General features: G+C 72.4%; 30 protein-coding genes. 15 read left to right on the top strand and 15 right to left on the bottom strand.

Annotated features, from left to right (window positions below; all coding sequences use genetic code 11):
* The first annotated feature begins 51 nt into the window (after positions 1–51).
* Positions 52–1,269: an FAD-dependent monooxygenase gene (locus tag PYR72_RS07265; RefSeq protein WP_275454494.1), complete on the top strand. Its 1,218-nt coding sequence runs from the start codon at positions 52–54 to the stop codon at positions 1,267–1,269.
* Positions 1,270–1,301: 32 nt separating this feature from the next.
* Here PYR72_RS07265 and PYR72_RS07260 read toward each other — a convergent pair whose 3' ends face one another.
* On the bottom strand, positions 1,302–1,928 hold the full coding sequence (locus tag PYR72_RS07260; RefSeq protein WP_275454493.1) for an alpha-ketoglutarate-dependent dioxygenase AlkB: 627 nt from the start codon (positions 1,926–1,928) through the stop codon (positions 1,302–1,304).
* Positions 1,929–2,025: 97 nt separating this feature from the next.
* Positions 2,026–2,703 carry an AIM24 family protein gene (locus PYR72_RS07255; RefSeq protein WP_275454492.1) on the bottom strand — a complete coding sequence of 226 codons (678 nt, stop codon included), beginning with the start codon at positions 2,701–2,703 and terminating at the stop codon, positions 2,026–2,028.
* 103 nt (positions 2,704–2,806) lie between these two features.
* Between PYR72_RS07255 and PYR72_RS07250 the strand changes: the two genes are divergently transcribed.
* Positions 2,807–3,490: an NUDIX domain-containing protein gene (locus PYR72_RS07250; protein WP_275454491.1), complete on the top strand. Its 684-nt coding sequence runs from the start codon at positions 2,807–2,809 to the stop codon at positions 3,488–3,490.
* Between the two features lie 7 nt (positions 3,491–3,497).
* Here the strand turns inward: PYR72_RS07250 and PYR72_RS07245 are convergent, their stop codons facing one another.
* Complete coding sequence (locus tag PYR72_RS07245) at positions 3,498–4,406, bottom strand: LysR family transcriptional regulator ArgP (RefSeq protein ID WP_275454490.1); 909 nt, start codon at positions 4,404–4,406, stop codon at positions 3,498–3,500.
* Positions 4,407–4,473: 67 nt separating this feature from the next.
* On the opposite strand from PYR72_RS07245, the gene PYR72_RS07240 reads away from it, so the two are divergent.
* From PYR72_RS07240 to PYR72_RS07230, 3 genes are all read left to right on the top strand, one after another.
* Positions 4,474–5,091 (top strand): LysE/ArgO family amino acid transporter, encoded by a 618-nt coding sequence (locus PYR72_RS07240; RefSeq protein ID WP_275454489.1) that lies wholly within the window; start codon positions 4,474–4,476, stop codon positions 5,089–5,091.
* 123 nt (positions 5,092–5,214) lie between these two features.
* Positions 5,215–6,516 (top strand): MFS transporter, encoded by a 1,302-nt coding sequence (locus tag PYR72_RS07235; protein WP_275454488.1) that lies wholly within the window; start codon positions 5,215–5,217, stop codon positions 6,514–6,516.
* A 77-nt stretch (positions 6,517–6,593) separates the two neighbouring features.
* Complete coding sequence (locus tag PYR72_RS07230; protein WP_275454487.1) at positions 6,594–7,562, top strand: aldo/keto reductase; 969 nt, start codon at positions 6,594–6,596, stop codon at positions 7,560–7,562.
* A 48-nt stretch (positions 7,563–7,610) separates the two neighbouring features.
* Here PYR72_RS07230 and PYR72_RS07225 read toward each other — a convergent pair whose 3' ends face one another.
* Positions 7,611–8,111, bottom strand: a complete 501-nt coding sequence (locus tag PYR72_RS07225) for a hypothetical protein (RefSeq protein WP_041670190.1) — start codon at positions 8,109–8,111, stop codon at positions 7,611–7,613.
* A 290-nt stretch (positions 8,112–8,401) separates the two neighbouring features.
* Between PYR72_RS07225 and mraY the strand changes: the two genes are divergently transcribed.
* Positions 8,402–9,469, top strand: coding sequence for a phospho-N-acetylmuramoyl-pentapeptide-transferase (gene mraY, locus PYR72_RS07220; RefSeq protein WP_275454486.1), 1,068 nt, complete (start codon positions 8,402–8,404; stop codon positions 9,467–9,469).
* Between the two features lie 65 nt (positions 9,470–9,534).
* On the opposite strand, the gene PYR72_RS07215 is transcribed toward mraY, so the two are convergent.
* Complete coding sequence (locus PYR72_RS07215) at positions 9,535–10,035, bottom strand: DUF6624 domain-containing protein (protein WP_275460350.1); 501 nt, start codon at positions 10,033–10,035, stop codon at positions 9,535–9,537.
* 340 nt (positions 10,036–10,375) lie between these two features.
* Positions 10,376–11,797 (bottom strand): hypothetical protein, encoded by a 1,422-nt coding sequence (locus PYR72_RS07210; protein ID WP_275454485.1) that lies wholly within the window; start codon positions 11,795–11,797, stop codon positions 10,376–10,378.
* A gap of 304 nt (positions 11,798–12,101) precedes the next feature.
* On the opposite strand from PYR72_RS07210, the gene PYR72_RS07205 reads away from it, so the two are divergent.
* The 5 genes from PYR72_RS07205 to PYR72_RS07185 all read left to right on the top strand — a co-directional run bounded on the left by PYR72_RS07205 (position 12,102) and on the right by PYR72_RS07185 (position 15,298).
* Positions 12,102–12,923, top strand: coding sequence for a helix-turn-helix transcriptional regulator (locus PYR72_RS07205; protein ID WP_275460349.1), 822 nt, complete (start codon positions 12,102–12,104; stop codon positions 12,921–12,923).
* 2 nt (positions 12,924–12,925) lie between these two features.
* On the top strand, positions 12,926–13,177 hold the full coding sequence (locus PYR72_RS07200) for a DUF397 domain-containing protein (protein ID WP_275454484.1): 252 nt from the start codon (positions 12,926–12,928) through the stop codon (positions 13,175–13,177).
* A 266-nt stretch (positions 13,178–13,443) separates the two neighbouring features.
* Complete coding sequence (locus PYR72_RS07195; RefSeq protein ID WP_275454483.1) at positions 13,444–13,938, top strand: hypothetical protein; 495 nt, start codon at positions 13,444–13,446, stop codon at positions 13,936–13,938.
* A gap of 35 nt (positions 13,939–13,973) precedes the next feature.
* Entirely contained in the window at positions 13,974–14,783 is an 810-nt protein-coding gene (locus tag PYR72_RS07190; RefSeq protein WP_275454482.1) for an SAM-dependent methyltransferase, read from the top strand.
* Positions 14,784–14,872: 89 nt separating this feature from the next.
* Positions 14,873–15,298, top strand: coding sequence for a MarR family transcriptional regulator (locus tag PYR72_RS07185; protein WP_275454481.1), 426 nt, complete (start codon positions 14,873–14,875; stop codon positions 15,296–15,298).
* Here the strand turns inward: PYR72_RS07185 and PYR72_RS07180 are convergent.
* Genes PYR72_RS07180 through PYR72_RS07155 form a run of 6 tightly spaced genes read right to left on the bottom strand, consistent with a single transcriptional unit; the run spans position 15,291 to position 21,126 of the window.
* Positions 15,291–17,036 carry a SpoIIE family protein phosphatase gene (locus tag PYR72_RS07180; RefSeq protein ID WP_275454480.1) on the bottom strand — a complete coding sequence of 582 codons (1,746 nt, stop codon included), beginning with the start codon at positions 17,034–17,036 and terminating at the stop codon, positions 15,291–15,293. The genes PYR72_RS07185 and PYR72_RS07180 overlap by 8 nt on opposite strands.
* Positions 17,033–18,103 (bottom strand): SpoIIE family protein phosphatase, encoded by a 1,071-nt coding sequence (locus PYR72_RS07175; protein WP_275454479.1) that lies wholly within the window; start codon positions 18,101–18,103, stop codon positions 17,033–17,035. The genes PYR72_RS07180 and PYR72_RS07175 overlap by 4 nt, the downstream gene beginning before the upstream one ends.
* Complete coding sequence (locus PYR72_RS07170) at positions 18,103–18,543, bottom strand: anti-sigma regulatory factor (protein WP_275460348.1); 441 nt, start codon at positions 18,541–18,543, stop codon at positions 18,103–18,105. The genes PYR72_RS07175 and PYR72_RS07170 overlap by 1 nt, the downstream gene beginning before the upstream one ends.
* Complete coding sequence (locus tag PYR72_RS07165) at positions 18,543–18,983, bottom strand: STAS domain-containing protein (RefSeq protein WP_275454478.1); 441 nt, start codon at positions 18,981–18,983, stop codon at positions 18,543–18,545. The genes PYR72_RS07170 and PYR72_RS07165 overlap by 1 nt, the downstream gene beginning before the upstream one ends.
* Positions 18,980–19,879 carry an STAS domain-containing protein gene (locus tag PYR72_RS07160; protein WP_275454477.1) on the bottom strand — a complete coding sequence of 300 codons (900 nt, stop codon included), beginning with the start codon at positions 19,877–19,879 and terminating at the stop codon, positions 18,980–18,982. Before PYR72_RS07160 ends, PYR72_RS07165 begins: the two co-directional genes overlap by 4 nt.
* A 59-nt stretch (positions 19,880–19,938) precedes the next feature.
* Positions 19,939–21,126 carry a PP2C family protein-serine/threonine phosphatase gene (locus PYR72_RS07155; RefSeq protein WP_275454476.1) on the bottom strand — a complete coding sequence of 396 codons (1,188 nt, stop codon included), beginning with the start codon at positions 21,124–21,126 and terminating at the stop codon, positions 19,939–19,941.
* Positions 21,127–21,231: 105 nt separating this feature from the next.
* Between PYR72_RS07155 and PYR72_RS07150 the strand changes: the two genes are divergently transcribed.
* Positions 21,232–21,663, top strand: coding sequence for a MarR family transcriptional regulator (locus PYR72_RS07150; protein WP_275454475.1), 432 nt, complete (start codon positions 21,232–21,234; stop codon positions 21,661–21,663).
* A 181-nt stretch (positions 21,664–21,844) separates the two neighbouring features.
* On the opposite strand, the gene PYR72_RS07145 is transcribed toward PYR72_RS07150, so the two are convergent.
* Entirely contained in the window at positions 21,845–22,249 is a 405-nt protein-coding gene (locus PYR72_RS07145) for an STAS domain-containing protein (protein ID WP_275454474.1), read from the bottom strand.
* A 116-nt stretch (positions 22,250–22,365) separates the two neighbouring features.
* On the bottom strand, positions 22,366–23,193 hold the full coding sequence (locus PYR72_RS07140; protein WP_275454473.1) for an RNA polymerase sigma factor SigF: 828 nt from the start codon (positions 23,191–23,193) through the stop codon (positions 22,366–22,368).
* 384 nt (positions 23,194–23,577) lie between these two features.
* Here PYR72_RS07140 and PYR72_RS07135 point away from each other — a divergent pair, with 384 nt between their 5' ends.
* Genes PYR72_RS07135 through PYR72_RS07125 form a run of 3 tightly spaced genes read left to right on the top strand, consistent with a single transcriptional unit; the run spans position 23,578 to position 25,344 of the window.
* On the top strand, positions 23,578–24,474 hold the full coding sequence (locus PYR72_RS07135; RefSeq protein WP_275454472.1) for a SigB/SigF/SigG family RNA polymerase sigma factor: 897 nt from the start codon (positions 23,578–23,580) through the stop codon (positions 24,472–24,474).
* Between the two features lie 60 nt (positions 24,475–24,534).
* Entirely contained in the window at positions 24,535–24,837 is a 303-nt protein-coding gene (locus PYR72_RS07130; RefSeq protein WP_275454471.1) for a DUF5133 domain-containing protein, read from the top strand.
* A gap of 39 nt (positions 24,838–24,876) precedes the next feature.
* A complete protein-coding gene (locus PYR72_RS07125) occupies positions 24,877–25,344 on the top strand; it encodes an ATP-binding protein (RefSeq protein WP_275454470.1) in 468 nt (155 codons plus the stop codon).
* 42 nt (positions 25,345–25,386) lie between these two features.
* On the opposite strand, the gene PYR72_RS07120 is transcribed toward PYR72_RS07125, so the two are convergent.
* Complete coding sequence (locus tag PYR72_RS07120) at positions 25,387–25,821, bottom strand: ATP-binding protein (protein WP_275454469.1); 435 nt, start codon at positions 25,819–25,821, stop codon at positions 25,387–25,389.
* Between the last annotated feature and the right edge of the window lie 110 nt (positions 25,822–25,931).

Below are 25,931 nucleotides of genomic sequence, written 5' to 3'. Positions count from 1 at the left end.
GCTACTCTTCGTGGTCAATTGATCGCTTTGCGCAGCGAAATGGGAGTGTGCGTGAAGATCGCGTGCGTCGGCGGCGGACCCGCAGGCCTGTACTTCTCGATCCTGATGAAGCGGCAGGACCCGTCCCACGACATCACCGTCCATGAACGGAACCCGGCGGGATCGACCTACGGCTGGGGTGTCACCTACTGGGCCGAGCTGCTGGACAAGCTCCGCGAGAAGGATCCCGAGACGGCTCGGGCCATCAGCGAGAACTCCGTCACCTGGAACCGCGGCGTCGCCCACGTCCGCGACCGTTCGACGGTCCAGCCCGGCGACCAGGGCTTCGGCATCGGCCGGCGCCGCATGCTGGAGCTGCTCGCCGAACGGGCGCGGGAGCTGGGCGTCCGCGTCGCGTACGAGGACGGCATCACGGCCGACGACCTGCCGGACGCCGATCTCGTCGTCGCGGGCGACGGGGTCAACAGCACCGTGCGCGAGCGGTACGCCGACCGCTTCGGCAGTGACATCACGCTCGGCCGCAACGCCTACATCTGGCTGGGCACCAGCAAGGTCCACGACGCGTTCACCTTCTCCTTCCAGGAGACCGACCACGGCTGGATCTGGGCCTACGCCTATCCGTTCAGCGACGAGCAGAGCACCTGCGTCATCGAGTGCTCCCCGCGGACGCTGAGCGGCCTGGGCCTGGACCGCCTCGGCGAGGCCGAAGGCCTGGCCCTGCTGGAGAAGCTCTTCGCCGGCATCCTGGACGGGCACCCCCTCCTCGGGCGGGCCCAGGACGATGGCACCGCCCAGTGGCTCACCTTCCGCACGCTGACCAACCGTGCCTGGCACCACGGCAACGTCGTCCTGCTGGGCGACGCCGCCCACACCACCCACTACTCCATCGGCGCCGGGACCACCCTCGCCCTGGAGGACGCCATCTGTCTGGCCGAGTCCCTCGGCGCCCACCCGGACACGGAGGCGGCGCTCGCCGCGTACGAGCGGCGGCGCAAGTCGGAGCTGCTGCGTCTGCAGAGCGCGGCCCGCCACAGCGCGCAGTGGTACGAGAACATCCACCGGTACATCGACCTGCCCCCGGAGCAGATGTTCGCGCTCCTCGGCCAGCGGCACTCCCCGCTGCTGCCGTACGTGCCGCCGCAGCTCTACTACCGTCTCGACCGCGCGGCCGGCCGTCTGGAGGCCCTGCGCCGCCTCAAGCGCTGGCTGGGACCCAAGCTGGCCCGGTCCTCGCAGGCGCGGGCCCTCGCCGACGCCGACCGGTCGTAGCGCACGCTAGCCGACCGGCGTACGCACCCCGGCTACCCCACGCCCCGGGGCCGGAACTGGATGCTGATGCGCGGCCCCACCGCCCGTGCCGACTTCGGGACCGCGTGGTCCCAGGTGCGCTGGCAGGAGCCGCCCATCACGATCAGGTCGCCGTGCCCCTGCGGGAACCGCAGGGTCGGACCGCCGCCGTGCGGCCGCAGGGCGAGGTCGCGCGGGTCGCCCACGGACAGGATGGCCACCATCGTGTCCTCCCGGGCGCCCCGCCCGATCCGGTCGCCGTGCCAGGCCACGCTGTCGCGGCCGTCGCGGTAGAAGCACAGCCCCGCCGTGGCGAACGGCTCGCCCAGCTCGGAGCCGTAGCGCGCGGACAGGGCGGCCCGGGCCTCGTCCAGGACGGGGTGCGGAAGGGCGTCCTCGGCGCCGTAGTGAGCGAGCAGCCGGGGTACGTCCACCACCTGCTCGTACATCTGCCGCCGCTCCGCCTTCCAGGGCACCTCCTCGGCGAGCCGGGTGAAGAGGGCGTCGGCGCCGGTGACCCAGCCGGGCAGCAGGTCGATCCAGGCGCCGGCGCCCAGCTCGCGCCGGCGCAACCCGTCGAGGGGGCCGAGGCGGAGGTCGTCGGACTGGTCGAAGAGGGAGCCCTGGAGGTGCGTGGCCATACGGCCAGCGTACCCCCGGATTCGAAAAAGTGTTCGCTTGCGAGGTCGAGCCCGTCGAGGCCCGGTCGTGTGAAGGGCTCCCTTGCCCGGCGTACGGTCAGTGCTGCTGGGCCTTCTGCGGGGTCACCTCGCTCGGCCGTACGACCACGAAGCCCTCGCCCTCCAGCTTCAGCTGCACGGCCTCACCGGAGCCGCCCCGGATCATCGAGCCGAAGGACTGCGAGCGGTGCAGCGAGGTGTTCAGATGCGCCGTCCAGCCCACCACCGCGTCCGTGTCGACGAACACGGGCAGCTGCGGGGAGACGGGGATGACCAGCGGATTGCCGTCGCACACCAGCCCGAGCCTGCCCTGCCCGGTGAACACGCTGTTGAACAGACCGCCGCCGGTCATGCCGGCGCCCTTCACCGTCTTGATCTCGTAGGACAGCGAGGCGTCGAAGCAGAGCACGTTGCGGCCGTTGACGGTGAACACATCACCCGGCTCGACATCGACGATGAAACAGTTCTGCGCCTCGTGCGCGAACCACGCCTCGCCCTGGCCGCGCACCGCCATCAGCGGCAGCCCCTCCCCGGTGACCGCGCGCTTGAGCATGCCGCCCACGCCCTGGCCCTTGCGTTCGAACTGCAGGTTCCCCCGGAAGGCGATCATCGCGCCCTGCCGGGCGAGCATCTCGCCGTTGACCGCGTACCTGATGGACTTGGCGTTCTGGACGGCCATCCCGGGCGCGTGGGCCGGCTGCACCATGTTCTCGTGGGAGAAAAGATCACTCTTCATACCGGCATGCTGTCCCGGAGTGCCCGATTCCGCCAAGCGACGCGCGGGGCACGCGAATTGAGACGCCTGACAACGCTGGCGCCGGGGTGGTAGAAGCGGACGCATGACCGACAAGACCGCCGGCGTCGACCTCCCGGACCGCCGGGGCCGCACCGGACTCGACCGTACCGGCCGTGACCTGACCGGCAACCCGCGCGTGAAGGTCCGGGACGTGCGGCTGCTGTCCAGCCACTGGTACGTGGAGCGCACCACCACCTTCGACTTCCAGCGCGCCGACGGCACCTGGAGCACCCAGGAGCGCGAGACGCACGACCGGGGCAACGGCGCCACCGTCCTCCTCTACGACACCGAGCGCGAAACCGTCCTGCTCACCCGGCAGTTCCGCTACCCGGTGTACGTCAACGGGCACCCCGACGGGATGCTGATCGAGACACCCGGCGGCCTGCTCGACGAGGAGGACGAGCACCCCGAGGTCGCCGTACGCCGCGAGGTGATCGAGGAGACCGGCCACACCATCGGCGAGGTCCGGCACGTCTTCGACATCTACATGAGCCCCGGCTCGGTCACCGAACGCGTGAGCTTCTACGCCGCCTCCTACGGGCCGTCGACCCGCACGCACGAGGGCGGGGGCCTCGACGAGGAGGGCGAGGACATCGAACTCGTCGAACTGCCCTTCCGCAGGGCCCTGGAGATGATCCGCGGCGGGGAGATCGCCGACGCCAAGACCATCATGCTGCTGCAGTGGGCGGCGCTGGAAGGGCCGTTCGCCGCCGGAGGCGGGGCGTAAGGGGGTCTCACGGGTCGAGCGCCTCGGCGGCCTCCGCGGCGACCGCGTCCGCGACGGCCGTCAGCGTGGGGGAGTCGAGCTTCCACTGCTGCCAGAACAGCGGCGTGTCCACGGGCCGCTCCGGGGCCAGGTCGACGAGCCGTCCGGCGGCGAGCAACGGCTCGGCCTGCGCGGCGGGCACCATGCCCCAGCCCATCCCGGCGGCCACGGCGTCGGCGAAGCCCTCGGACGTCGGTACATAGTGCCGGCGGCCCCCGGCCGGACGACCGCGCGTCAGCCGGCGGACGAAGACGTTCTGGAAGTCGTCGCGCCGGTCGAAGAAGACGACCGGCGCGTCCGTGATCACGTCCTCGAGCGGCACCTCGGATCCGGCGCCGAGCCATCGCTCGGCGAAACCGGGCGAGGCGCACGGCAGGTACCGCATCCGGCCGAGCGGCCGGACCGAGCATCCGGCCACGGCGTCCGGAGCCGAGGTGACCGCGGCCGTCACCAGGCCCTCGCGCAGCAGCCGGGCCGTGTGCTGCTCGTCCTCGCGCAGCAGTTCGTAGCAGGGGCGCAGCTCCTCGGGCACCCGGGTGAGGGCGGGCAGGAACCAGGTGGCCAGCGAGTCGGCGTTCACCGCGATGGACACCCGGGTGGTCTCGTCGGCGCCGGTCATGCCGAGCGCGGTGTGCGCGTCGTGTTCCAGGCGGGCCAGCTGGCGCGCGAACCGGACGATCACCTCACCGGACTCGGTCGCCCGCACCGGCTTGGCGCGGACCAGCAGGACCCGGCCGACCCGCTGCTCCAGGGCCTTGACCCGCTGGCTGACCGCCGACGGCGTCACATGCAGGGCGGCGGCCGCCGCGTCGAACGTGCCCTCGTCCACCACCGTGAGCAGCGTGCGCACCAGGTCGACCGGTAGCTGAGACATCACGGACGCTAATGATACGTAAGAATCTTTAGCTGTACGCATGGGTGGTGCGTTTCCTAGCGTCAGGGGTGTGTTCAGCGAAATGACCGCCCTCGCGGCCGGATTCGGCACCGGCCTCTCCCTCATCGTCGCCATCGGCGCCCAGAACGCCTTCGTCCTGCGCCAGGGACTGCACCGCGACGCCGTGCTCCCCGTCGTCGCCATCTGCGCCCTCTCCGACGCGGTGCTCATCGCCCTAGGGGTCGCCGGCGTCGGCGCGGTGGTCGTCGCCTGGCCCGGCGCGCTGAAGGCGGTCGCCCTGGTCGGCGGCGGCTTCCTCCTGGTCTACGGCGCTCTGGCCGCCCGCCGCGTCCTGTGGCCGGGCGACGACGCCCTGCGCGCGGACAGTGGATCGGCGGGCTCGCGGCGACGGGCCGTCCTGACCTGTCTGGCCCTGACCTGGCTCAACCCCCACGTCTACCTCGACACCGTGTTCCTGCTCGGCTCCATCGCCTCCGACCGCGGCCCGCTGCGCTGGACCTTCGGCCTCGGCGCCGGCCTCGCCAGCCTCTGCTGGTTCGCCGCGCTCGGCTTCGGCGCCCGTCTGCTCAGCCGTTTCCTGGCCCGCCCGTCGGCCTGGCGGGTCCTCGACGGCCTGGTCGCGGTGACGATGCTCGCGCTCGGCGGGATGCTGATCGCCGGGGCGTGATCCTCCACGGCACGGCACGGGGCGACAGCATGTGAGACGGCCGCACGACGGCCTGTCCCGGCGGCGGTGATCTCCGCGATAGTGGTGCCCGAATCGAAAGATGTATCGAGCATCAGGATGCCCGTGGACACCACCCAGAGCAGCGCCGGCGACGACACCGCACCGGAGGACGACGCCCCGGCACCGCCCCGCCGGGGCCGGCGCCGCTGGACGATGGACACCCGCCCCCTGCGCCGCCCCGCCTACCGGCGCCTGTGGTCGTCCACCATCGTGACGGCCGTCGGCAGCCAGCTGACCGCCGTCGCCGTACCCAAGCAGATCTACGACATCACCGGCTCCTCCGCCTGGGTCGGCTACGCGAGCCTCGCCGGACTGCTGCCCCTGGTGGTGTTCGCCCTGTGGGGCGGCGCGGTCGCCGACAGCGTGGACCGCCGCACCCTGCTGCTCGTCACCAACACCGGCATCGCCGTCACCTCGGTGCTGTTCTGGGTGCAGGCCGTCACCGGGCTGGAATCGGTGTGGGCGCTGATGGCCCTGCTCGCCCTCCAGCAGGCGTTCTTCGGCCTCAACTCACCCGCCCGCAACGCCTCCGTGGCCCGGCTGGTCCCCGCCGATGAACTGGCGGCGGCCGCCGCGCTGGGCTCGACCGTGATGCAACTGGGGCTGGTGGCGGGCCCGTTGCTGGCCGGCGCCCTCATCCCGGTCATCGGTCTGGCCGAGCTGTACCTGATCGACGCGCTGGCGCTGTGCGTCACCCTCTGGGCGGTCCACAGGCTGCCCTCCCTGCCTCCGCTGGACACCACGACGACCCGGCGCGCCGGCTGGCGGGAGGTCGTGGCGGGCTTCCGCTACATCGCCCTGCACAAGGTGCTCCTGCTGTCCTTCCTCGCCGACATCATCGCGATGGTCCTCGGCATGCCCCGCGCCCTCTTCCCCCAGCTCGCCGACACCACGTACGCGCCCTACGGCGAAGGTCTCGCCCTCGGCCTGCTGTTCGCCGCCGTCCCCGTCGGCGCGGTGGCCGGCGGTCTGATGTCGGGCACGTTCTCCCGCTCCCACCGGCACGGACTCATGGTGATCGCGGCCGTCATGGCCTGGGGCGCGGCCGTCACGGGCTTCGGACTCAGCACCAGTCTCTGGTTCGCGGTGCTGTTCCTCGCCGCCGCGGGGGTCGCCGACATGGTCTCCATGATCTTCCGCGGTGCCATCCTGCTGTCCGCCGCCACCGACGAGATGCGCGGCCGGATGCAGGGTGTCTTCACCGTCGTGGTCGCCGGTGGCCCCCGTCTCGCCGACGTCCTGCACGGTACGGCCGGCGCGGCCTTCGGCGCCCGGACGGCCGTGGTCGGCGGGGGCCTGCTCGTCGTCGCCTCGATGCTGCTCCTGGCGACCGTGACACCGGCGCTGAGGCGCTACCGGATCTGACCGATCGGCACACCCGTTCCTCCACCGTCGTTCCGTACGCTGGGCAGCCGCACACCCCACAGGCAGGAGTCGCAACGATGCAGTACGTGAAGCTCGGCTCGACCGGTCTGGACGTGTCCCGGATCTGCGTGGGATGCATGAGTTTCGGGCTCCCCGACCGAGGCCCCCACGAGTGGACCCTGGACGAGGAGGCGTCGCGCCCGCTGATCCGGCGGGCACTGGACGCCGGGATCAACTTCTTCGACACGGCGAACGTCTACTCCGACGGCACCAGCGAGGAGATCGTCGGCCGGGCGCTGGCGGAGTTCGCGCGGCGCGAGGAGATCGTCCTCGCGACCAAGGTGAACGGCCCCATGCACCAGGGCCCCAACGCCCTGGGCCTGTCCCGCAAGGCGATCATGACGGAGATCGACGCCAGCCTGCGGCGCCTCGGCACCGACTACGTGGACCTCTACCAGATCCACCGCTTCGACGCGCGCACCCCGGTCGAGGAGACCATGGAGGCGCTGCACGACGTCGTGAAGGCCGGCAAGGCCCGCTACATCGGGGCCAGTTCGATGTACGCCTGGCAGTTCGCGAAGATGCAGCACACCGCGCGCCTGCACGGCTGGACGCGGTTCGTGTCCATGCAGAACCACTACAACCTCCTCTACCGCGAGGAGGAGCGCGAGATGCTGCCGCTGTGCGAGGACCAGGCCGTCGCCACCCTGCCCTGGAGCCCGCTCGCCCGCGGCCGTCTCACCCGCGACTGGGACACCGTCACCGCACGCGCCGAGAGCGACACCTTCGGCAAGACCCTCTACCGGGAGGGCGACCGCGAGATCGTCGACGCCGTCACCCGGATCGCCGGTGAGCGCGAGGTGCCCCGGGCCCGGGTCGCCCTCGCGTGGCTGCTGAGCCGCCCCACCGTGACCGCGCCCATCGTCGGCGCGACCCGGCCCCACCACCTCGACGACGCCGTCGCCGCGCTCGACGTCACCCTGACGGAGAAGGAGACCGAGGAACTGGAGCGGCCCTACACGCCCCGCGCGATCAGCGGCCACTGAGCCGCGCGGCGCCCGGCTAGAGAGAGGCGGGCGCCCGCCGCACGGGTCTCACAGCCGGGCGTACTCCAGACGCACGGTGGTGGCGAGGCGGGCCAGGGCCTCCTCGGCGCCCTCACGGTCGGTTCTGTCCAGCAGGGCGAGGGCGTCCGCGGCGGCCACCCGGACCCGCTGCGGGACCTCGTCCAGGGCGGCCATGCGGTACGCGATGGTACGGCGGGCCTCGCGCTCCTCGGAGCTGACGCCGTGCGGCCCGGTGCGGGGGAAGACGGCGGCCTCGTACGCGGTGACGTGGATGAGCACACCGTGCGCGATGCCCTCGGCATAGCCCCGCTGCCCGGCCTGCCGCTGGGCCAGGGCGAAGTGCGCCATGGCCCGCCGCCGCACGATGAGCGAGCCCACCATGCCGACGAGCCCGGCGCACACGGCCGCCCCCAGGGCGACGGGACCGCCGCCGATCAGCGCGCCTATGAGGGCGCCGACCGCCATCAGCAGACAGGTCAGCCCGGTGGTGAGCATGAGCAGGGCGCGCGCGGGAGTGAAGGTGGCCATGACGTGCAGTGTCTCAGCCCGGGGCGGCGGGCGGAGCGGGGGCCCGGTGGGGGAGGGGCGGCGCGTACCGTGCCGGCGTCTCGGCCGACGCCCGGACGGCGGGGCGACCACCGCCGCGGAGCCCGGGGAGCGGCCGCACCGCGAGCACCGTTTCGAGTGACCGTTCCGTCGTCAACTACCCGCCGCCGTAAGAAGATCAGGTGTCTGCATAGGGTGGGGCCCGTGAGAACCAGCGACACCGGTGAGGCCGTCGCGTACCAGAGCGCGACCGAGGGGGAGACCGCCGTCCGATGAACCAGATCCTGTTTGCCGGGGCCATCGGCCTGTTCCTGACGCTGATCGGCACTCCGCTGCTGATCAAGCTGCTGGCCCGGAAGGGGTACGGGCAGTACATCCGTGACGACGGCCCGCGCGGCCACGCCGGCAAGCGCGGCACGCCCACGATGGGCGGTATCGCCTTCATCCTGGCCACCCTCGTCGCCTATGTCGCGACCAAGGTGATCACAGGGGAGAGCCCGACGTACCCCGGCTTCCTGGTGCTGTTCCTGATGGCGGGCATGGGCCTGGTCGGCTTCCTCGACGACTACATCAAGATCGTGAAGCGGCGTTCGCTGGGCCTGCGGGCCGGGGCGAAGATGGCCGGTCAGCTGATCGTGGGCATCGTCTTCGCCCTGCTCGCCATCCGGTTCGCGGACGAGCGGGGGCAGACGCCGGCCTCCCTGAAGGTGTCGTTCGTCACCGACTTCGGCTGGACCATCGGGCCGGTGCTGTTCGTCGTATGGGCCCTGTTCATGATCCTGGCCATGTCGAACGGGGTGAACCTGACCGACGGTCTGGACGGTCTGGCCACCGGGGCGTCGGTCATGGTCTTCGGCGGCTACACCTTCATCGGCCTGTGGCAGTTCCAGAACTCCTGCGCCAACGCCATGGAACTCACCGACCCCGCCTCCTGCATAGAAGTGCGCGATCCGCTCGACCTCGCCGTCGTCGCGGCCGCGCTGATGGGTGCCTGCTTCGGGTTCCTGTGGTGGAACACCTCGCCGGCCAAGATCTTCATGGGGGACACCGGCTCCCTCGCCCTCGGCGGCGCCCTCGCCGGTCTCGCCATCTGCTCCCGCACCGAACTGCTTCTCGCCGTCCTCGGCGGGCTGTTCGTCCTGATCACCTTCTCGGTGGTCATCCAGGTCGGCTCGTTCAAGCTGACCGGCAAGCGGGTCTTCCGGATGGCCCCGCTCCAGCACCACTTCGAACTCAAGGGCTGGTCCGAGGTCCTCGTCGTGGTCCGCTTCTGGACCATCCAGGGCATCTGTGTGATCGCCGGACTCGGCCTGTTCTACACGGCGTGGGCCGCCGGCTGAGCGGGCCGGGCGGCGACGAATCCCACGAACTCGCCGGTGATACGCACCTCGACCGCCGCTAGTCCCTACAGCCAGCCGCTCGCCCCCAGTCCGTACCGCACCGTCCGCAGGTGTTCGGCCAGCGGGCCGAGACCGACGTCGTGGCGGCGTTCGTCGACCGTCTCGGGGTGGCGGATGGGGTACGGGAAGAGCGTGCCGGGGTTGATGCGGGTGCCGTAGAACTGGGGCTGGCTCAGGGCGACCGCGCAGTGGTCGGCGATGTAGGCGTGGTGCACGGCCGGGCAACGGCCGTCCGCGACCGCCTCGGCGATCAGATCGCGGCAGCTGAGCTGGAATCCCAGATCCGGCGCGTGCAGCAGGAGCATCAGGGCCGCGGTGGAGGCGGTCTCGCCGACCGAGTCGGCGGTGGGCCAGCCATGGCGGGTGACGATCGCGCGCAGGGCGTCACCGTTGCCGGCGTGGCACGCGGCGATGCGGTCGCGGGCCCGCGCGGTGGGTGCGGACCGGGCCTCGTCGGCCAGCCGCCGTCCGTCCTCGGCCCGGCGGACCAGCTCGGCGGCGAGCACCCGCCCGCGCGGCGGCGGCGCCGCTCCGGACGCGGGTCCGGACGAGGATTCCGACGTGGGGTCCATGGCCGGGGCGCCCCTCATACCGACTCCCGGACGGTTGACGGGAGCCGCGCCCCGCGGCGGACCGCGGCTGCCGCACGGTGTCCATGGGGATGCGTCGGCCGGGGCACGCCGGCCCTGACTGCCGTCATCGTCTCTCTCCGTCCTCTCGTGCCGGCCGGGCCCGGCCGGCGTGGCGGGCCGCCGGTGCCGTTGTCGCAGACAACAGCACCGGGCGCGGGAAATGCCAGGTGGTGGAGGGGGTGTGCGGGTGCGGGCGGGTAGTGGTTCGCGCGCCTCAAGCCGCCGCCCCCAGCACCACACGCGACCGGCGTTCGAAGTCCTGTACGAGAGGTTCGTCGCGGCGGGACGCCAGCCGGCCCCGGAAGTCGCGGAGGGCCTGGATGGACCGTTCGCTGTGCACACCGCCGAGCGCGTCGAGCGCGACGGTGGCGGTGGCGATCGCCTCGTCCAGACGGTTCTGCTGGAGGTGGGCGGTCGCGAGGACGGACCGGCTGATGGCCTGACGCCGGCGGCGGTCCGCGTGGGCGCGCACCGACTCGCCGGCCGTGTGCTCGGCCTGCGCGGCGAGGCCCAGGTCGCGGAAGCAGACGGCGGACTCGGCCTGGAGGTAGTGGTGGTCGAGGAACCGCACCCAGGGCGACTCCTGGGCGGCGCCCCGGCTGGCGTCGAGCTGCTTCTCGGCGGCGCGCAACGCCTCGGCGGTCTCGCGGGGGCGGCCCAGCGCGGCGTGCCCCCGCGCGGACATGGCGTGCAGGCGCATCAGACCGAGCGGGCTGCCGGAGTCCTTGGCGGTGGCCACCCCGGCCCGGGCCAGGGCCACACCCTCGTCGGGGCGGCCCAGGCTGGTCGCCAGATGGGACAGCCCCGCCAGGATCTGTCCGCCGAGCACATGGTCACGGCCCTCGGCACAGAGCCGGAGTCCCTGGGTCATGTACCGCTGGGCCAGGCCGTACTCCCCGGCGTCGTACGAGCTCCAGCCCGCCATCGCGGCCAGCCGGGCGGCGGCGGCGAACAGCTCGCGCCGGTGGTGCGGCGGCAGACCGCGCTGCTGGAGCAGCGGGACGACCTCGGTGGTGAGGTACTGCACGACGCTGGTGCGGATGCCGCCGCCCCCGTACTGGTTGTCCATCTCGTCGAACATGCGGAGCATCGCGTGGACCTGCTCCACCGGCCCGGCGCCCGACACGGGCGCGAGCCTCGGCGCGTCACGGCTCTCCACCAGCCACAGCAGCCAGGCGCGCTGGGGGTTCGCCAGGGCGCCCGGCACGAAGGGCACCGAACCCAGCAGGCTGCGCCGGGAGACGTCGGTGGAGCCCAGCTCCGCCAGGGTGTGCAGGGTCTCCGCCACGTTCTCGGTGTAGAGCAGCGCCCGCCCCGTCACCGGCCGTCCCCGGTCGAGCGGGAAACCGAGGTCGGCCGGGGTGAGCGCGCGGCCCAGCCGCTCGCCGAGGACCGCCGCGATCAACTCCGGTGTGGTGCCCCGTGGTTGCTGGCCCTGGAGCCAGCGGGTGACGGACGCCTTGTCGTAGTTGGTGTCCGCGCCCTGACAGCGGCCCAGGTCGTTGACCCGGAGCGCGAGGGAGGCGTACGAGCAGCCGGCCTCCTTCAGGGCCGCCGCCAGCGGTTTGTTGGGCCCGCCGGCCGCTTTGGCCGGGTTCCTCGGTAATCCGTGTGGTCCGTTCGTCACGGCGGCCATCCAGGTTGTCGCATCGAGTCGGCGCGCGGTTCGACCCGTGCCCGCCGTGGCGCCGACTCCTGGGCGGGCCGGAGGAGTTCGAGGACGCTGCCGGTGTGTGTGCGGCAGGTCACTCGGTCACTATGGTGGCCGAACAACGCAGCCCGCAACCTGCGTTCTGATAATTTCAGAATGAACCGCGAAGACCTGTCCGTGTCAACGGATCGCGTGGCACACTGCACGCTGTGAATCCCGCCCCGGGAGGTTGCACGTGAGTGAGACCCGCGTCGGAGGGAGCGCTCCCGCGGCGCCCACCGTCCTGCGCATGGTCCTCGGCAAGCGGCTCCGCCAGTTGCGGGAGCAGGCCGGAGTCTCCTTCGACGACGCCGCCCGCGCCATCGAGGTCACCGCGCTGACGGTCCGCCGCATGGAGAAGGCTGAGGTCGGTCTCCGTATCCCCTACGTGAAGGAGCTGCTGCGCACCTACGGGGTCCCGGGCGCCGAGATCGAGGGCTTCCTCGCCCTCGCCCGCGAGGCCAACCAGCCAGGCTGGTGGCACAAGTTCCGTGATGTGCTGCCGGAGTGGTTCAGCGCGTACGTGAGCCTGGAGAGCGAAGCCGCCGTCATCCGTCTCTACGAACCCCAGTACGTGCCCGGTCTGTTGCAGACCCACGACTACGCCGCCGCGCTGATGCGGGTCGGCTTCCCGAACGCGAGCCCCGAGGACGTCGACCGCCGGGTCGCCCTGCGTCTCAGGCGCCAGGACCTGCTGGCCAAACCGGAGGCCCCGGCCGTCTGGGCCGTCCTCGACGAGACCGTGCTGCGGCGGCCGGTGGGCGGCCCCGAGGTGATGCGGGCCCAGATCGACCGGCTCGTCGAGGCGACGGACCGGCCCAAGGTCCGGATCCAGATCATGCGCTTCGCGGCAGGACCCCACCCGGGGGCGTTCGGCCCCTTCCACTACTTCCGCTTCGGCTTCTCCGAACTCCCCGACATCGTCTACACCGAGGGCCTCGCGGGCGCCCAGTACGTCGACCAGCCCGCGGACGTCGTGACCTATCTGGAGGTACTGGACCGGATGTCCGTGCAGGCGGAACCGGTCGCACGGACCAGGGACATCCTGGCGGAACTACGCAAGGAGTTGTGACCATGGCGACGACACCCGACAGTCCCGTCCACAGCGGCATGCCCGCTCCCGAACTCGGCGTCGAGGGCTGGCGCAAGCCCTGGAGCGGCACGAACGGCGGTTCCTGCGTCGAGGCCAAACGCCTCCCCGACGGCCGCGTGGCCTTCCGCCAGTCCACCGACCCGGACGGCCCCGCCCTCGTCTACACCCGGGAGGAGATGGTGGCGTTCCTGCAGGGCGCCAAGGCCGGCGAAGCCGATTTCCTCATCGCCTGACGGTCACCGTTCACCGGCTCCCGGCCCGCGGACGGGGTGGCGCGCTTCGCTCCGCCGCCGGGGGCGTGCGGCCACTACACGTTCACAACCGGACAACCCGTGCGCGCACTGCCCCGGTCCGCCGGTCGTGGTCAGACTGAGGGCTCGCCAGGCCGCGCACGGGATCGTGAGGGCGATGCCCGCCGCGCACCACCCGAAGGGAGCGGCATGGCCGTGCCGACTCGTGTTCCCGGCCGAACTCCGCCGGCCGCCGGGGCGGCGCGCGGATGATCGCGCCGTCCGCGCTCACCCGGTACCGGACCCTCGTCGTCGAGGGACACGCCGGACCCGGCCGGGACCGTCTCGTCGGCGCGCTGGCGGATCTCGGCTTCGAGGTCCGGCGCATGCCGCCCGCCCTGCACCACCTGGACCCGGCCCTGCCGTACCGCGAACTCCTCGACGGACCCGGCCGGCTGGCCGTCGACGGCCACCTCATCGCGGAACTCGTGCACGGACCGCTGCGCCGGGGCCGCTCCCGGGTGACCTGGATGCAGGCCCTGGACCTCGCGGACGCCGTGGCCGAACGCGACGGGGCCATGCTCCACCTGACCACGGACGAGGACACGGAGGCCGCCACCGCCTACGCCCGGGTCTTCCGCACCCTCGCCCAGCACGTACCCGTGGTCACCCTCGACACCGGCGAGCCGGGCGGCCCCATCCGTGCACCCGCTGCTCGTCCGTCCCAACTCTGGCAAAACGCCGGGCAGTTGACGATAGGTTGACGTACGACCACGCGATGTGAGGCAGGAGACCACCCATGGCAGACGGCCACCCCACCCCCGACCAGGAAGCGCTGTCGAAGATCGACACCACGGTGCCGCACTCGGCCCGCATCTGGAACTACTGGATGGGCGGCAAGGACAACTACCAGGTCGACCGCGAGGCGGGCGACGCCTACCGCGAGATCGCCCCGAACATCGAGACGATGGCCCGCGCCTCCCGTGTGTACCTCATCCGCACGGTCACCTTCGTGGCCCGTGAGCGCGGCATCCGCCAGTTCCTGGACATCGGCACGGGCCTGCCGACGTACGACAACACCCACCAGGTCGCCCAGAAGGTCGCCCCGGAGTCCCGCATCGTCTACGTCGACAACGACCCGCTGGTCCTGCGGCACGCCCAGGCTCTGCTCACCAGCACCCCCGAGGGCGTCACCGACTACGTCGACGCGGACCTGCGCGACCCGGACACCATCCTCGAAGCCGCCGGGAAGGTCCTCGACCTCGACAAGCCGGTGGCACTGATGCTGATGGGCATCCTCGGCCACATCCAGGACTACGACGAGGCACGGGACATCGTCCGCCGCCTCCAGGCCGCCCTGCCGTCGGGCAGTTACTTCGTCCACTACGACAGCACCGACACCGACGCCGAGCTCAAGCGCGCCCAGGACGGTTACGACGACACCGGCGCCGTCCCCTACGTGCTGCGCAGCCCCCGGCAGCTGCACGCGTACTACGAGGGCCTGGAGCTGCTGGAGCCGGGCATCGTCTCCTGCCCGCTGTGGCGTCCGGAGCCGGGCACGGACCCGCGGCCCACCGACGTCTACGGGGGAGTGGCGCTCAAGGCGTAGCGGCGCCGGACCGGCGCGCGGCGATCCGGGGGAGGGGCAGCTTCCGGGGACGGCAGAGTACTCCGGGGCGCTTCGGGTAGGCCCCCCGCATGACGGGCCCCCGCGACATCGACCGGCAGCTTCTCGACGCCGTGGAGAATCTGGTGCCGCTGTGGTTCTCGGCGGTCGAGGACGTGACCCCCCGGCTGTCCCCCAGACAGATACTGGCGTTGCGCGCGGTGCGCCGGAGGCCCGAGCTGAACCTGACCGCCCTGGCCGAGAGCCTGCGGGTGGGGCTGCCCACGGCCAGCCGGCTCTGCGACCGGCTGGAGGCGGCCGGTCTGCTCCAGCGGCGCGTCCGCCACGGCGACCGCCGCGAGGTGCTGCTGGTGGTCACCGAGCGCGGAGTCGGGTTCCTGACGGACATCACCGAGCGGCTGTCGGCGCGACTGGCCGACGCCCTGGCGGCGATGCCCGCGGCCGAGCGCGCACGGGTCGAGCGGGCACTGCGGACCCTGGGCGGCTCCGTCAGCTGAGCCGCGCCGAGGACCGCCCGGTCTCGCCGCGCACATGGCAGAGCAGCAGGCACACGTCGTCCTCGTGCTCCTCGTCCAGCAGCGGCCGCAGCAGCCGGTCGGCCGAGTCCTCCAGATCGCCGTCGAGCGTGGCCGGTTCGAGCCCCGCGAGGGCGGTCGCCAGCCGGTCGATGCCCGGGTCGATGCCCTGGGCCCGGCGCTCCACCAGCCCGTCGGTGTAGAGCGCCAGGGTCGAGCCCGGCGGCAGCGGGACCGTGTGGTCGGAGATCTCCTGATGGAGCGGGATGCCCAGCATGGCGCCCGGCTTGGCGTCCAGGACCGTCACCCGCCCGTCGGGCGCGCGCAGCACCGGAGGCGGATGCCCCGCCGCGGCCCAGGTGAGGGTGGGCTCGCGCGGATGGAACCGCGCGATGACGGCGGTGGCGTACAGATCGGGCTGCAGATGGTGCAGGAACAGATGCAGACGCGTGAGGAGCCGGCCGGGTGTCTCCCCGTCCACGGCGTAGGCGCGCAGCGCGGTCCGCAGCTGGCTCATCATCACCGCCGCGCGCAGTCCGTGCCCGGTCACGTCGCCGATGACGGTGATGAGGCTGCCGTCGGGCTGCCGGAAGGCGTCGTACCAGTCGCCGCCGATGTTCAGCCCCCGCGTGGCGGGCAGATAGCGGGCCGCCAGCCCCAGCCCCGGCGTGGTGGGCAGCTCGGTGAGCAGGGCCCGTTGCAGGGTCTCGGCGATGTCGCGGTTGTGCTCGAAGCGCCGGGCGTGCTCCAGGGCGACCCCGGCGCGCCGGGCCAGTTCGATCACCATCACGGCGTCGTCGGCGTCCCAGCGCTGGTCGTCGGGCGGGGACAGCGTCAGCACACCCTGCGGCGCGCCCCGGGTCATCAGCGGCACGCACAGCAGGGGCCGGGCCGGGTCGAGCGCCGAGGGCGGCTGGTCGTCGACGCCGGGCAGCCCGCCCGGGTGGTCGGCGGCGTACTGGGGGCGGCCGCGGCGGGCCGCGAGCACGGCGGCGGCCGGGCGCGGGCCACCGCGGGCCGGGTCGCCCTCCCCGTCGAACAGCCATACGTCCGCGGCGCGCGCGTACCGGGGCACCAGGAGGGTGGGCAGCAGCCGCACGATCGCGTCGGGGTTGAGGGAGGCGGTCAGGGCGGCGCTGGAGTCGGCGAGGAAGGTGAGCCGGCCGCGCGCGTTCTCGGCCTCCTCGCGGGCCTTCTGCTCGGCGGCGAAGAGGTCGCGCTGCGCGCGTCCGGCCGCGTCCAGCTCGGCGTGTAGCGCGAGGACACCCTGGTTGGTCTGGTGCAGCTCCTCGCGGTGGAACGCGACCAGCGCCTCCTGCCCGTCGAGTTTCTCCAGCAGCAGCGCGGCGTCCTCGTCGGCCCCGAACAGGGCCTCCGCGAGCGTCTCCGGATCACCGGGCACATGCCCGCTGTCCGGCAGGCGCCCCTCCACGGAGCAGGCGACCGTGAGCCGCCACGGCTGACGGAACTCGCCCGGCCGCCGGTTCGCCGACGTCACCTCGACCAGGAACCGGCCGCCGCCGGGCCCCGCCGTCGTGGCCCGCGCCGTCAGCAGCCACCCTCCCCCTTTGGTGAGGCACTGCCGCAGCTGCGCGGAGAGCACGGACACCAGCCGCGCCCGGTCGGTCGCGGAGACCCCGTGCGCGGTGGCCAGCCGCGCGGTGGCGATACGGGCCCGGGCGGCGTCGATGACGGAGCTGACATGCCAGGTACGGGTCATGGGAAGCGGTCCGGCGGGGAGGGGCTCAGTACGGCGACGGTGGTGTCGTCGCGGACCGGCCGGGCGGGGCTGCTCGCATCGCGCACGATCACGGCGGCGATCACAGCGGGGTCGAGTGAGGGACTGTGGGCGGCGGGCCCGGGGCTCCAGCGGCTGGGCAGACCGTCGCTGTGCAGCACGAGCAGACAGTCCTTCCCCCAGGGCGCCGTGTGCTCCGGCAGGTGGGCCGCCCGGTGGGCGCCGACTATGCCGGGCCGTGACAGCATCGGCTGCCACTGCGCGCCGGTGCGCAGCCGCGCCCCGATGTTGCCGATGCCGGAGAACCGCAGCCTGCCCGCGGCGGCGTCGAGCTGGGCGACGGCGACGGCCGCGCCGCGGGTGTCGCGCAGCGCGCCCTCCAGCCGTCGCAGCAGCTGGGCGGGGGCCAGTCCGGGCGCGCGGTACAGCTGCTCCACCGCCGCCGAGGAGGCACGGGCCGCCGCCGTGCCGTGGCCCAGACCGTCGGCGAGCATCAGCGTGGTGAGGTCGCCCTCGCGGACCCACGCCCACGCGTCGCCGGAGAACTCGGCCCCGGCGAACGGCACGTTGACGCCCCCGGCACGCACGTCCGCGGCGGGGGAGGGGGCCGGCCCGCCCCGGCGCGCGGCGCGGGCGCCGAGCCGGGCCAGGGCGATGGTCCCCCGGCCGACCGTGCTGTGCAGGTCGAAGTCGTCGGCGACCCGGCGGCAGGTGCCGAGGCCCGCGCCGAGCGAGGACGTCGTCGAGTAGCCGTCGCGCAGCGCGCTGGCCACGTCGCGCACCCCCGGGCCGTGGTCGATCGCCACGATCTGCACCAGGGGGGCCGCGCCGTCCGGGCGCTCCGGCGCCGGCCGCGAGACGACGTCCAGCAGTATCAGCCCGCCGCCGGCGTGCTTGAGCAGGTTGGTCGCCAGCTCGGTGGCCACCAGCGCGCAGCCGGCGGCACGGTCCGCGCCCAGCCCGGCCCGCGCCGCCGCGGCCTCGGCCGCCACCCGGGCGTCACGCACCCGGGTCGAGTCGTGCACCGGAACCTCCCAGACGCGTGGCATCACCGCTCCTCGCGCGGGCGGGGCGCACCCGCCGTCCATGAGGTCACCGTGACCGCGGTGCCCGAGCCCGGACGGCTGTCGATCGCGAACTCGTGGACCAGCCGCCGGGCGCCGCCGAGGCCCATGCCCAGCCCCTCCCCGGAGGTGTAGCCGTCGACGAGGGCCTGGTCGAGGTCCGGGATGCCGGGGCCGTCGTCGCTGAAGACGAGCCTCAGCCCGCGCGCGCCGCCCTTGTCCACGGGCTCGCACCGCATCTGCCCCCCGCCGCCGTGGACCAGGGTGTTGCGGGCCAGTTCGCTGGCCGCGGTGACGAGTTTGGTCTGCTCGACCAGACCGAAGCCGAGCTGGGCGGCCGCCTGCCGCACATGCTGACGTACCCACACCAGATCGAGGTCCGAGTGGATCGGCAGGCAGGCGGAGATGCCGCCGGCGGTCTGCATCACGGACTCTCCTGGCGTGCGTGTCCTCGGCGGGGGAGGGCCGGATCCGGTTCGCCGAGGAGGCGGAGCGCGTCCTCGGTGGTGAGCGCGGTACGCAGTCCCGGCAGGGTGAGCCCCAGTTCCACCAGCGTGATCGCGACCGCCGGACGCATGCCCGCCACCACGGTCCCGGCGGCGAGCAGGCTGGTCTGGGCGGCGATGTCACCGAGCACCCGGCCCAGGAACGAGTCCACCATCTCCACCCCGGACAGGTCGATCACCACGCCCGTGGCACCGCTGCGCGCCACGGTGGAACTGATGTCCTGCTGCAGCTGCTCCGCCGCGCCGTCGTGCAGGTCTCCCTGGAGCGACACCAGGAGCACGTTGCCCAGCTTGAGCACGGGTACGGGCGCCCCGTACGCGGACGGACCGCCGTGTGCGGCGAAGAGTCCGCCGCTCACCGGTGCCCCGAACCGGCCGCGCCGCGGGGCACGATGTCCGTGCCCAGCTCGCGCAGCGCGTAGGCCAGGGCGTCCGCGAGGCTGGTGCGGGTGAGCACCGAGCTGAGGTCGATGCCCAGGTGGACGATGGTCTGCGCGATCGGCGGCCGGATGCCGGAGACGATGCACTCGGCTCCCATCAGGCGTGCCGCGGCCACGGTCTTCATGAGGTGCTGGGCCACCAGCGAGTCCACGGTCGGGACGCCGGTGATGTCCAGGATCGCGAACCGGGCGTGCTGTTCGACGATCGAGTCGAGGAGCCGCTCCATCACCACCTGACTGCGCGCGCTGTCCAGCGTGCCGATCAGGGGGACGGCGACGATGCCCTCCCACAGGCTGATCACCGGGGTGGCGACCTCCAGCAGCTGCAGGCGTTGCCGGTGGATGAGTTCCTCGCCCTCGCTGAGCGCCGTCTCCAGCACCACCAGACGCAGGGTGCCCATCAGGACCGTCAGCGTCGTGGCGCACTCGCGCAGGTGTGCCGTCGGCGCCGCGGCCAGCTCGGCGACCAGCAGCTCGGTGACGGGCGGCCGCAGCGCGTCCACCTCGGTGGAGATCTGGGTGACGGTAGAGCCGGCCCGCGCCCGGGAGGCGGCCGTCCGCGCGAGCTGTTCGCGGACGACCTGGAAGCCGCCGGACTCCGCGTCCGCGACGGTGTCCGCGGCGGCCACGGCGGCGAGCGCGTCCACGACGGCCCGGCCCGCCTCGACCGCCTCGTCCCGCGAGTGGGTGAAGACGGTGCGGAACAGCGCCGCGTCGGCCCAGCGCTGTGCGATCTGTTCCTGGCGGCGGCGCAGGAACTCCGCCACCTCCTGCGCCGGTGTCAACTGCCGGTCTGCCGTGTCCTGTTCCGGCACGGGTCTCTCCTCACTCACTGGCGCGCCCCCCGGTGCGGGAGACGACTGTCGGGCGTGACTCATCGGGGGGTTCGGGCGGACTCCCCCCGGCCGAACCAGTCGAGACAGACCACGAGCGCGTCGTCGTCCGCCACGGGTGTGCCGCGGTGGCCGGAGAGCTCCCGGAGCACCGCGCCGGGGACGTCGGCGGCGGGCAGCAGCCGCGTGGCGTTGATCGCGCGGGCCAGCGCGCGTTCGCCGTACTCCTCCCCGCCGGGCGTGGCGACGGAGTACACCCCGTCGCTGACGAAGACGAGCCGGTCCCCGGGTTCGATCGTCAGTTCCTGGGAGGTGTACTGGGTCTCCTCGAACATGCCCAGCGGCAGCTGCGCGTCCAGGGCGACGGCGGAGACGTTCCCCTCGCGCAGCAGCAGCATCCGCGGCGAGCCCGCGTCGACGATCCGCAGGTGACCGGTGGCCAGGTCCAGGTCCAGCAGCAGCACCGACAGGTGCTGGGACCCGCCGTACTGGGCGTGCAGGGCCTGGTCGGCCAGGGCCGCCTGGTCGGCGATGGGGACTCCGGCCCGCCGGGCGTTGCGCAGCGCGTTGATGCCCAGGTTGGTCAGCAGGGAGGCCTCGATACCCTCGCCCATGCCGTTGGTGACGTACAGCATCAGACGGTCGGCGTCGGCGGACCAGTCGAAGTTGTCGCCGAAGATCGCGTAGGCGGGCTCCAGCTGGCCGCCGAGCGCGTACTCCGCGGTGGTGGAGGAGCGGGCCGGCAGCAGCTGCCACTGCATCTCCGCCGCCAGGGTCAGCCGGCTGGCGCGCCGCGCCCGGACGTACAGGTCGGTGTCGCGCTCGGCGACGACCAGCTCGTGCGCCAGGACCCCCGCCAGCTCGGTCAGTTCGGTCAGGGCCTCCTCGGCGTGCGCGGCGGACGGCAGCGTCAGCCGCAGCACGCCCAGCCGGTCACCGCGCACGGTGACCGGCAGATGCGCCCGCACCCGGCCGTCGCCGCGCTTCTCCAGATACGGTTCCTGCGCCCCGAACGCCCGGCCGGTCGGACCGGCGTGCATCGGCAGGGGGTCCGGCGGGTCGGGGCGCGTGGAGACGGGTCGCAGCGCGGTGAGCGAGTAGTCGGCCAGGTACAGCTCGACCTCCCGCGCGGACCAGGCGTCCTCGCCCAGTACCTCGCGCAGGGCGTCCAGCAGGTGGTGCGGAGCAGCGGAGCGCAGTGCCCGTTCGGCTGCCACGAATCTGTTCACGATGTCGGATACGCCATTCTTTCCAGAGCTGACAGTGTTCGAGATGCCTGGAAGAGTGGGCCCGTGACTTCCTCCTCCAACCCGCGGCCGGACGAGGTGGCTCGTGTGACCTCCGAGGCGGCCGAGCTGCTGGAGGTCCTGTGGGGGCGCGCCTCGACGGCCCCGGTGTCCGCCTCCCAGCTCCGCGTGCTCTTCATCCTGGAGCACAACGACGGCATCAACCTGCGGATGCTCGCCGACGCGCTCGGCTCCACACCGCCCTCCACCAGTCGGCTCTGCGACCGCCTGGAAGCGGTGGGCTTCGTCGAGCGCCATGTCAGTGCGGCGAGCAGGCGCGAACTGTGTCTGCGGCTGAGCCGGCGCGGACAGACCTTCCTGGTGGACCTGCGCGACCGTCGCGAACGGGCCCTGCGGTCCGTGCTGGAGCAGATGCCCGCCGCGAAGCGGACCGCGCTGCTGGAGGGCCTGGAGGCGTTCTGCGCGACCGCGGCGGCGCAGATCCACGAGTCGGACACCGACGACGCCCGGAGCGCCTGACCGCCGCCGACCTGGTCCGACAGCATCATCCCAACCCTTCCCACACTCTTGGCCCGGCTCACTCTGTTGCCTTCCGGCCATAGTTGTCAAACGACAACTGTTGGCCATGGCTGCGCCCTGACGCACCGACGGAAAGGGCCGAACGCCACGGCCCGCCGGTGCGTCGACGCGTCGCCAACGGCTATTCCTCCGCCGGGCGTTCGTCCGGGAGCGAGGCGACGTGCCCGGAGTCCACGGCGGCCAGCGCCTCGTCCACGCTGTCCACCGTGGCGACGGTGAGACTGACCCCGGTGAGGTCGAGTATGCGCCGCACCGCGGCCGTCGGGGCGATGACATAGACACCGCCCGGGATCCGCCGCACCTCCTGGTAGGTCCGCAGGATGATGTTCATGCCCGACGAGTCCATGAAGGGCACGGCCGACACGTCCAGCAGGAAGTGCCTGCGGCCGTGGCGCAACTGGTTCGCCAGATGGTGCTGCAGCTCGGTCGCCGTGTCGATGTCCAGTTCCCCTTCGATCGTGAGCAGCACGGCGTCGTCCCTGGGCAGGTCGACCTTGATCGACAGCGGGTTGTGGGCAACGGACACAAGAGCCTCCAAGGCGCTACCGATCGGGACGGGTGCCCCGATGCACGGAATTCGACGCATCGCCCGGCGATGCGCCCGTGCGCATACCCGCGAATCGTCCGGACACACCGGCCCGATCAGGCGACACCGGGTTCCAGCAGCCCCGTGCGCAGCCGCTTGATGATCCGGCTGATCAGCCGGGACACATGCATCTGCGACACCCCCAGCTCCTCGGCGATCTGAGACTGCGTCCACTCCTCCACGAACCGCAGATGGATGATGCGCCGCTCCCGGTCGTCGAGCTGGGCGATCAGCGGCGCCAGGGAGTGGAAGTCCTCGACGAGCTGCAGCGAGTGGTCCTCCTCACCGATGAGGTCGCCGAGCACGGCGTCGCCGTCGTCGCCGCCGTCGGAGGTGAGGGCGGCGTCGAGGGAGGAGGTGTTGTAGCCGTTGGACGCCTTGCGCGCCTCGATGACCTCCTCCTCCGACAGCGACATCAGCTCGGACAGCTCACGCGTCGTCGGCATCCGGCCCAGCCGGGACTGCAGCTCGTCCGTCGCGCGGGCCAGCTCCACCCGGGCCTCCTGCAGCCGGCGCGGCACGTGCACCGCCCAGCTCGTGTCGCGGAAGAACCGCTTGATCTCGCCGACGATGTACGGCACGGCGAACGTGGTGAACTCCACCTCGCGGGACAGCTCGAACCGGTCGATGGCCTTGATCAGCCCGATCGTCCCGACCTGGACGATGTCCTCCAGGGAGTCCTCACGCCCGCGGAAGCGCGAGGCCGCGTACCGCACGAGCGACAGGTTCATCTCGATCAGCGTGTTGCGCACGTACTGGTAGGTGTGCGTGCCCTCGTCCAGCACAGCCAGCCGGTCGAAGAACTGCCGCGACATCGCTCGCGCGTCCTTGGGCCTGACCTGTGACGGGTCCTCGATCAGCGGGAGGTCCCCCGCCTCCGTCATGACCCTCCCCCGTGCCGTGGCCGTAGTCGTACGTGCCGTCACGGCTGCCATGCTGTCCACCCCTCTCGCCCAGAGCCTCGTTGCCACCCCACGCTTGCCCCGGAACGGGCGACTCAGTCCCCCCGGAACACGAAAGGGGCCGTGTCGCTCACCACTCTGGCCGGAAGTCGCCGCCGGCACCGCGGGCGGCCGGCGCCGGGCCCGGCACATGAGTGACCGCGACTGCGCAGACGGTTGTTTGCCCACGGAATCGGGGGGCAATCGGTGTCCCACGCCTCCGGATCGGAGGTGGTCGGCGGAAGCGGAGTGTCCGCGCACGGACCGGTCGCCCTCCACCGTTTCCTGCCGCAAGTCCCTGAAAGCGTCGTTCAGGAGCGATTTCCCATGCTGGTCAATGTGTCCGCGAACGGTCCCGACACCTCCGCACGTCCCGACACCTCCGCTCGTCCCGACACCTCCGCACGTCCCGACACCTCCGCTCGTCCCGGTACGTCCGAGAGCAGGAGGACGCACGACGACGCCCCCGACACCGCCACCGCCTTCGCCCGGCTCGCCGCGATGGACCCGGGACCCGAACGCGACCACGTCCGCGACGAACTCGTCCGTGCCTGGCTGCCCATGGCCCACCGCATCGCGAGCCGCTTCCGCAACCGCGGCGAGTCGCTGGAGGATCTGCGGCAGGTCGCCGCGATGGGCCTGGTCAAGGCGGTGGACCGCTTCGAGCCGGAGCGGGGTGCGTTCGAGAGCTACGCCGTGCCCACCATCACCGGCGAGATCAAGAGGCACTTCCGCGACCGGATGTGGACGCTGCGCGTCCCCCGGCGGGTCCAGGACCTCCGCAACAAGGTGCGGGTGGCGCGCCGTGAACTCAGCCAGACCTCCGGCGGCTCCGCCGAGCCCTCGATCGCCGACATCGCCGCCCTCGCCGGACTCACGGAGGAGGAGGTGCAGGCCGGGATGGAGGCGCTCGACAGCTTCAGCGCCCTGTCCCTGGACGCCGAGATGTCCTCCGGGGACGACGGCTACAACCTCGCCGACACCCTCGGCGCACCCGACGCCGCCTACGACGTGGTCGTGGACCGCGAGTCGGTGAAGCAGGGGCTGAGCCGCCTGCCCGAGCGCGAGCGGGCCATCCTCTACATGCGCTTCTTCGAGGACATGACCCAGAACCGGATCGCCGACCGCCTGGGCATCTCCCAGATGCACGTCTCCCGTCTCATCAGCCGCAGCTGCGCCCGCGTCCGCGAGGAGGCCCTCGGCCGGACCACGCCCCCTTCCTGACCCTCCACCGCCTCACCTCCCTCCCGCCGCCGTCACCGGAATCACCCAGGAGCGACACAGATGCTGATGCCCCACCCCGCGACCCTGCGCAGGCTCGTCGAGGAGTACGAGTCACTCGTGGCCCACGAGGGTGAGCAGAGCGATCCCCAGACCACCCGGCGCGTCCAGGACCTGGCGTACACGCTGTGCGTGTCCACGGGCACCCGTGACATACGGCAGGCCCTGGAGGCGGCACGGGGCCAGCTCGCCGCGGCCCAGGCCACCGCGACCGCGGAGCTGTGCGGGAAGCGTGTGATCCTCGCCTCGGAGGCCGACGGCCATGCTTCGCGCGCCAGTGGGTATGCGGCGCTCCATGAACACTGACCGGCCGTGCCGTCCCGGGTCGCCGAACCCGCACGTCCCGTGACGTCGACGGAACGCCACCGCCTCACCGACCACGCCACCCCTCCCGCGCGGCAGGGGCCCGCCCGGCCGGCCCGGCCGCCGCTCGCGATCACCACCGCGGCGGCGGCCCGTCGCCGTGTGCGCACCCTCGTGGGGGAGCGGTGGCGCTCTCCGGCCGGGCCGGCGGCCGAGGAGGCCGTGATCGATCTCCTGCTCGTCGTGTCCGAACTCGTCACCAACGCGATCCGGCACGGCGGCGGCCTCGCCGCCTTCGACGTCGGCCTGACCCCGGCGGGGGTGCGGCTGAGCGTGCGCGACCACAGCGCCGCCGTTCCCAGGGACCTCCACGGGAACGGCGCGCTTCCGCGTGCCCACGAGGGCAACGGCTACGGATGGCCGCTGATCAACCGGCTGTCCCGCGAGGTCCGCGTCGTGCACCACGCGGCCGGCGGCAAGACGATCACCGTACTGGTGCCGCTGACCTGACGCGGCACCCCGGCACTCGCTGTCCCTTCCCCCGCCCCCGCCTCACCAGGGCAGGAACACGTGCACGTCCTTGCCGTGCTCGTGCACCACCACGCTCACCTCGTCGCACAGCGTGTGGATCAGGTACCAGCCGATCCCGCCCCCGCCCTTGCTGGGACTGAAGGGACGCGGCGCCGGCGATGTCGTGCTCGTGTCCCCGAGCGTCACATGGACCCCGTCGATGGTGCGCCGCAGCGTCAGCTCGAAGCGCCCCGGAGCGTACTGGACCGCGTTGGCGGCCAGCTCCGTGACCACCAGCAGGATGTCGTCCCAGTGCTCGACCGCCGCCGGCGGCGAGGTGCGCGCGAGGACACCGAGGAAGCCCTCGGCGGCCGTGCGCGCCCCTGTCACGTCGCCCAGTTCTCCGTCGAAGGCGGCGTGACCGTCGTAGATCTCCTCGGCAGGCAGCTTCTCGTCCCTACGTGGCTCTGTTGCCAACTTGTGTTCCCCCGCTCGGGTTCCTGAGGCGGACGCGATGGCGTGTCCCCCTCCGACGCTCGTGTTTCCCGTGAGCGGAGTTGCTACGCGTGCGAAAGCGTAGGGATGTG

Source organism: Streptomyces sp. VNUA24 (genome assembly GCF_029167005.1).
Lineage (GTDB): Bacteria > Actinomycetota > Actinomycetes > Streptomycetales > Streptomycetaceae > Streptomyces > Streptomyces scabiei.
Note: the sequence above shows the minus strand (reverse complement) of the source record. Positions and strands in the feature narration are given on the sequence as shown.

Coding starts and splice junctions, on each gene's coding strand:
- PYR72_RS07260 (WP_275454493.1), bottom strand. CDS start 1,928: ATGGCCACGCACCTCCAGGGCTCCCTCTTCGACCAGTCCGACGACCTC.
- PYR72_RS07255 (WP_275454492.1), bottom strand. CDS start 2,703: ATGAAGAGTGATCTTTTCTCCCACGAGAACATGGTGCAGCCGGCCCAC.
- PYR72_RS07250 (WP_275454491.1), top strand. CDS start 2,807: ATGACCGACAAGACCGCCGGCGTCGACCTCCCGGACCGCCGGGGCCGC.
- PYR72_RS07230 (WP_275454487.1), top strand. CDS start 6,594: ATGCAGTACGTGAAGCTCGGCTCGACCGGTCTGGACGTGTCCCGGATC.
- PYR72_RS07225 (WP_041670190.1), bottom strand. CDS start 8,111: ATGGCCACCTTCACTCCCGCGCGCGCCCTGCTCATGCTCACCACCGGG.
- mraY (WP_275454486.1), top strand. CDS start 8,402: ATGAACCAGATCCTGTTTGCCGGGGCCATCGGCCTGTTCCTGACGCTG.
- PYR72_RS07210 (WP_275454485.1), bottom strand. CDS start 11,797: ATGGCCGCCGTGACGAACGGACCACACGGATTACCGAGGAACCCGGCC.
- PYR72_RS07205 (WP_275460349.1), top strand. CDS start 12,102: ATGGTCCTCGGCAAGCGGCTCCGCCAGTTGCGGGAGCAGGCCGGAGTC.
- PYR72_RS07200 (WP_275454484.1), top strand. CDS start 12,926: ATGGCGACGACACCCGACAGTCCCGTCCACAGCGGCATGCCCGCTCCC.
- PYR72_RS07195 (WP_275454483.1), top strand. CDS start 13,444: ATGATCGCGCCGTCCGCGCTCACCCGGTACCGGACCCTCGTCGTCGAG.
- PYR72_RS07190 (WP_275454482.1), top strand. CDS start 13,974: ATGGCAGACGGCCACCCCACCCCCGACCAGGAAGCGCTGTCGAAGATC.
- PYR72_RS07185 (WP_275454481.1), top strand. CDS start 14,873: ATGACGGGCCCCCGCGACATCGACCGGCAGCTTCTCGACGCCGTGGAG.
- PYR72_RS07180 (WP_275454480.1), bottom strand. CDS start 17,036: ATGACCCGTACCTGGCATGTCAGCTCCGTCATCGACGCCGCCCGGGCC.
- PYR72_RS07175 (WP_275454479.1), bottom strand. CDS start 18,103: ATGCCACGCGTCTGGGAGGTTCCGGTGCACGACTCGACCCGGGTGCGT.
- PYR72_RS07170 (WP_275460348.1), bottom strand. CDS start 18,543: ATGCAGACCGCCGGCGGCATCTCCGCCTGCCTGCCGATCCACTCGGAC.
- PYR72_RS07140 (WP_275454473.1), bottom strand. CDS start 23,193: ATGACGGAGGCGGGGGACCTCCCGCTGATCGAGGACCCGTCACAGGTC.
- PYR72_RS07135 (WP_275454472.1), top strand. CDS start 23,578: ATGCTGGTCAATGTGTCCGCGAACGGTCCCGACACCTCCGCACGTCCC.
- PYR72_RS07130 (WP_275454471.1), top strand. CDS start 24,535: ATGCTGATGCCCCACCCCGCGACCCTGCGCAGGCTCGTCGAGGAGTAC.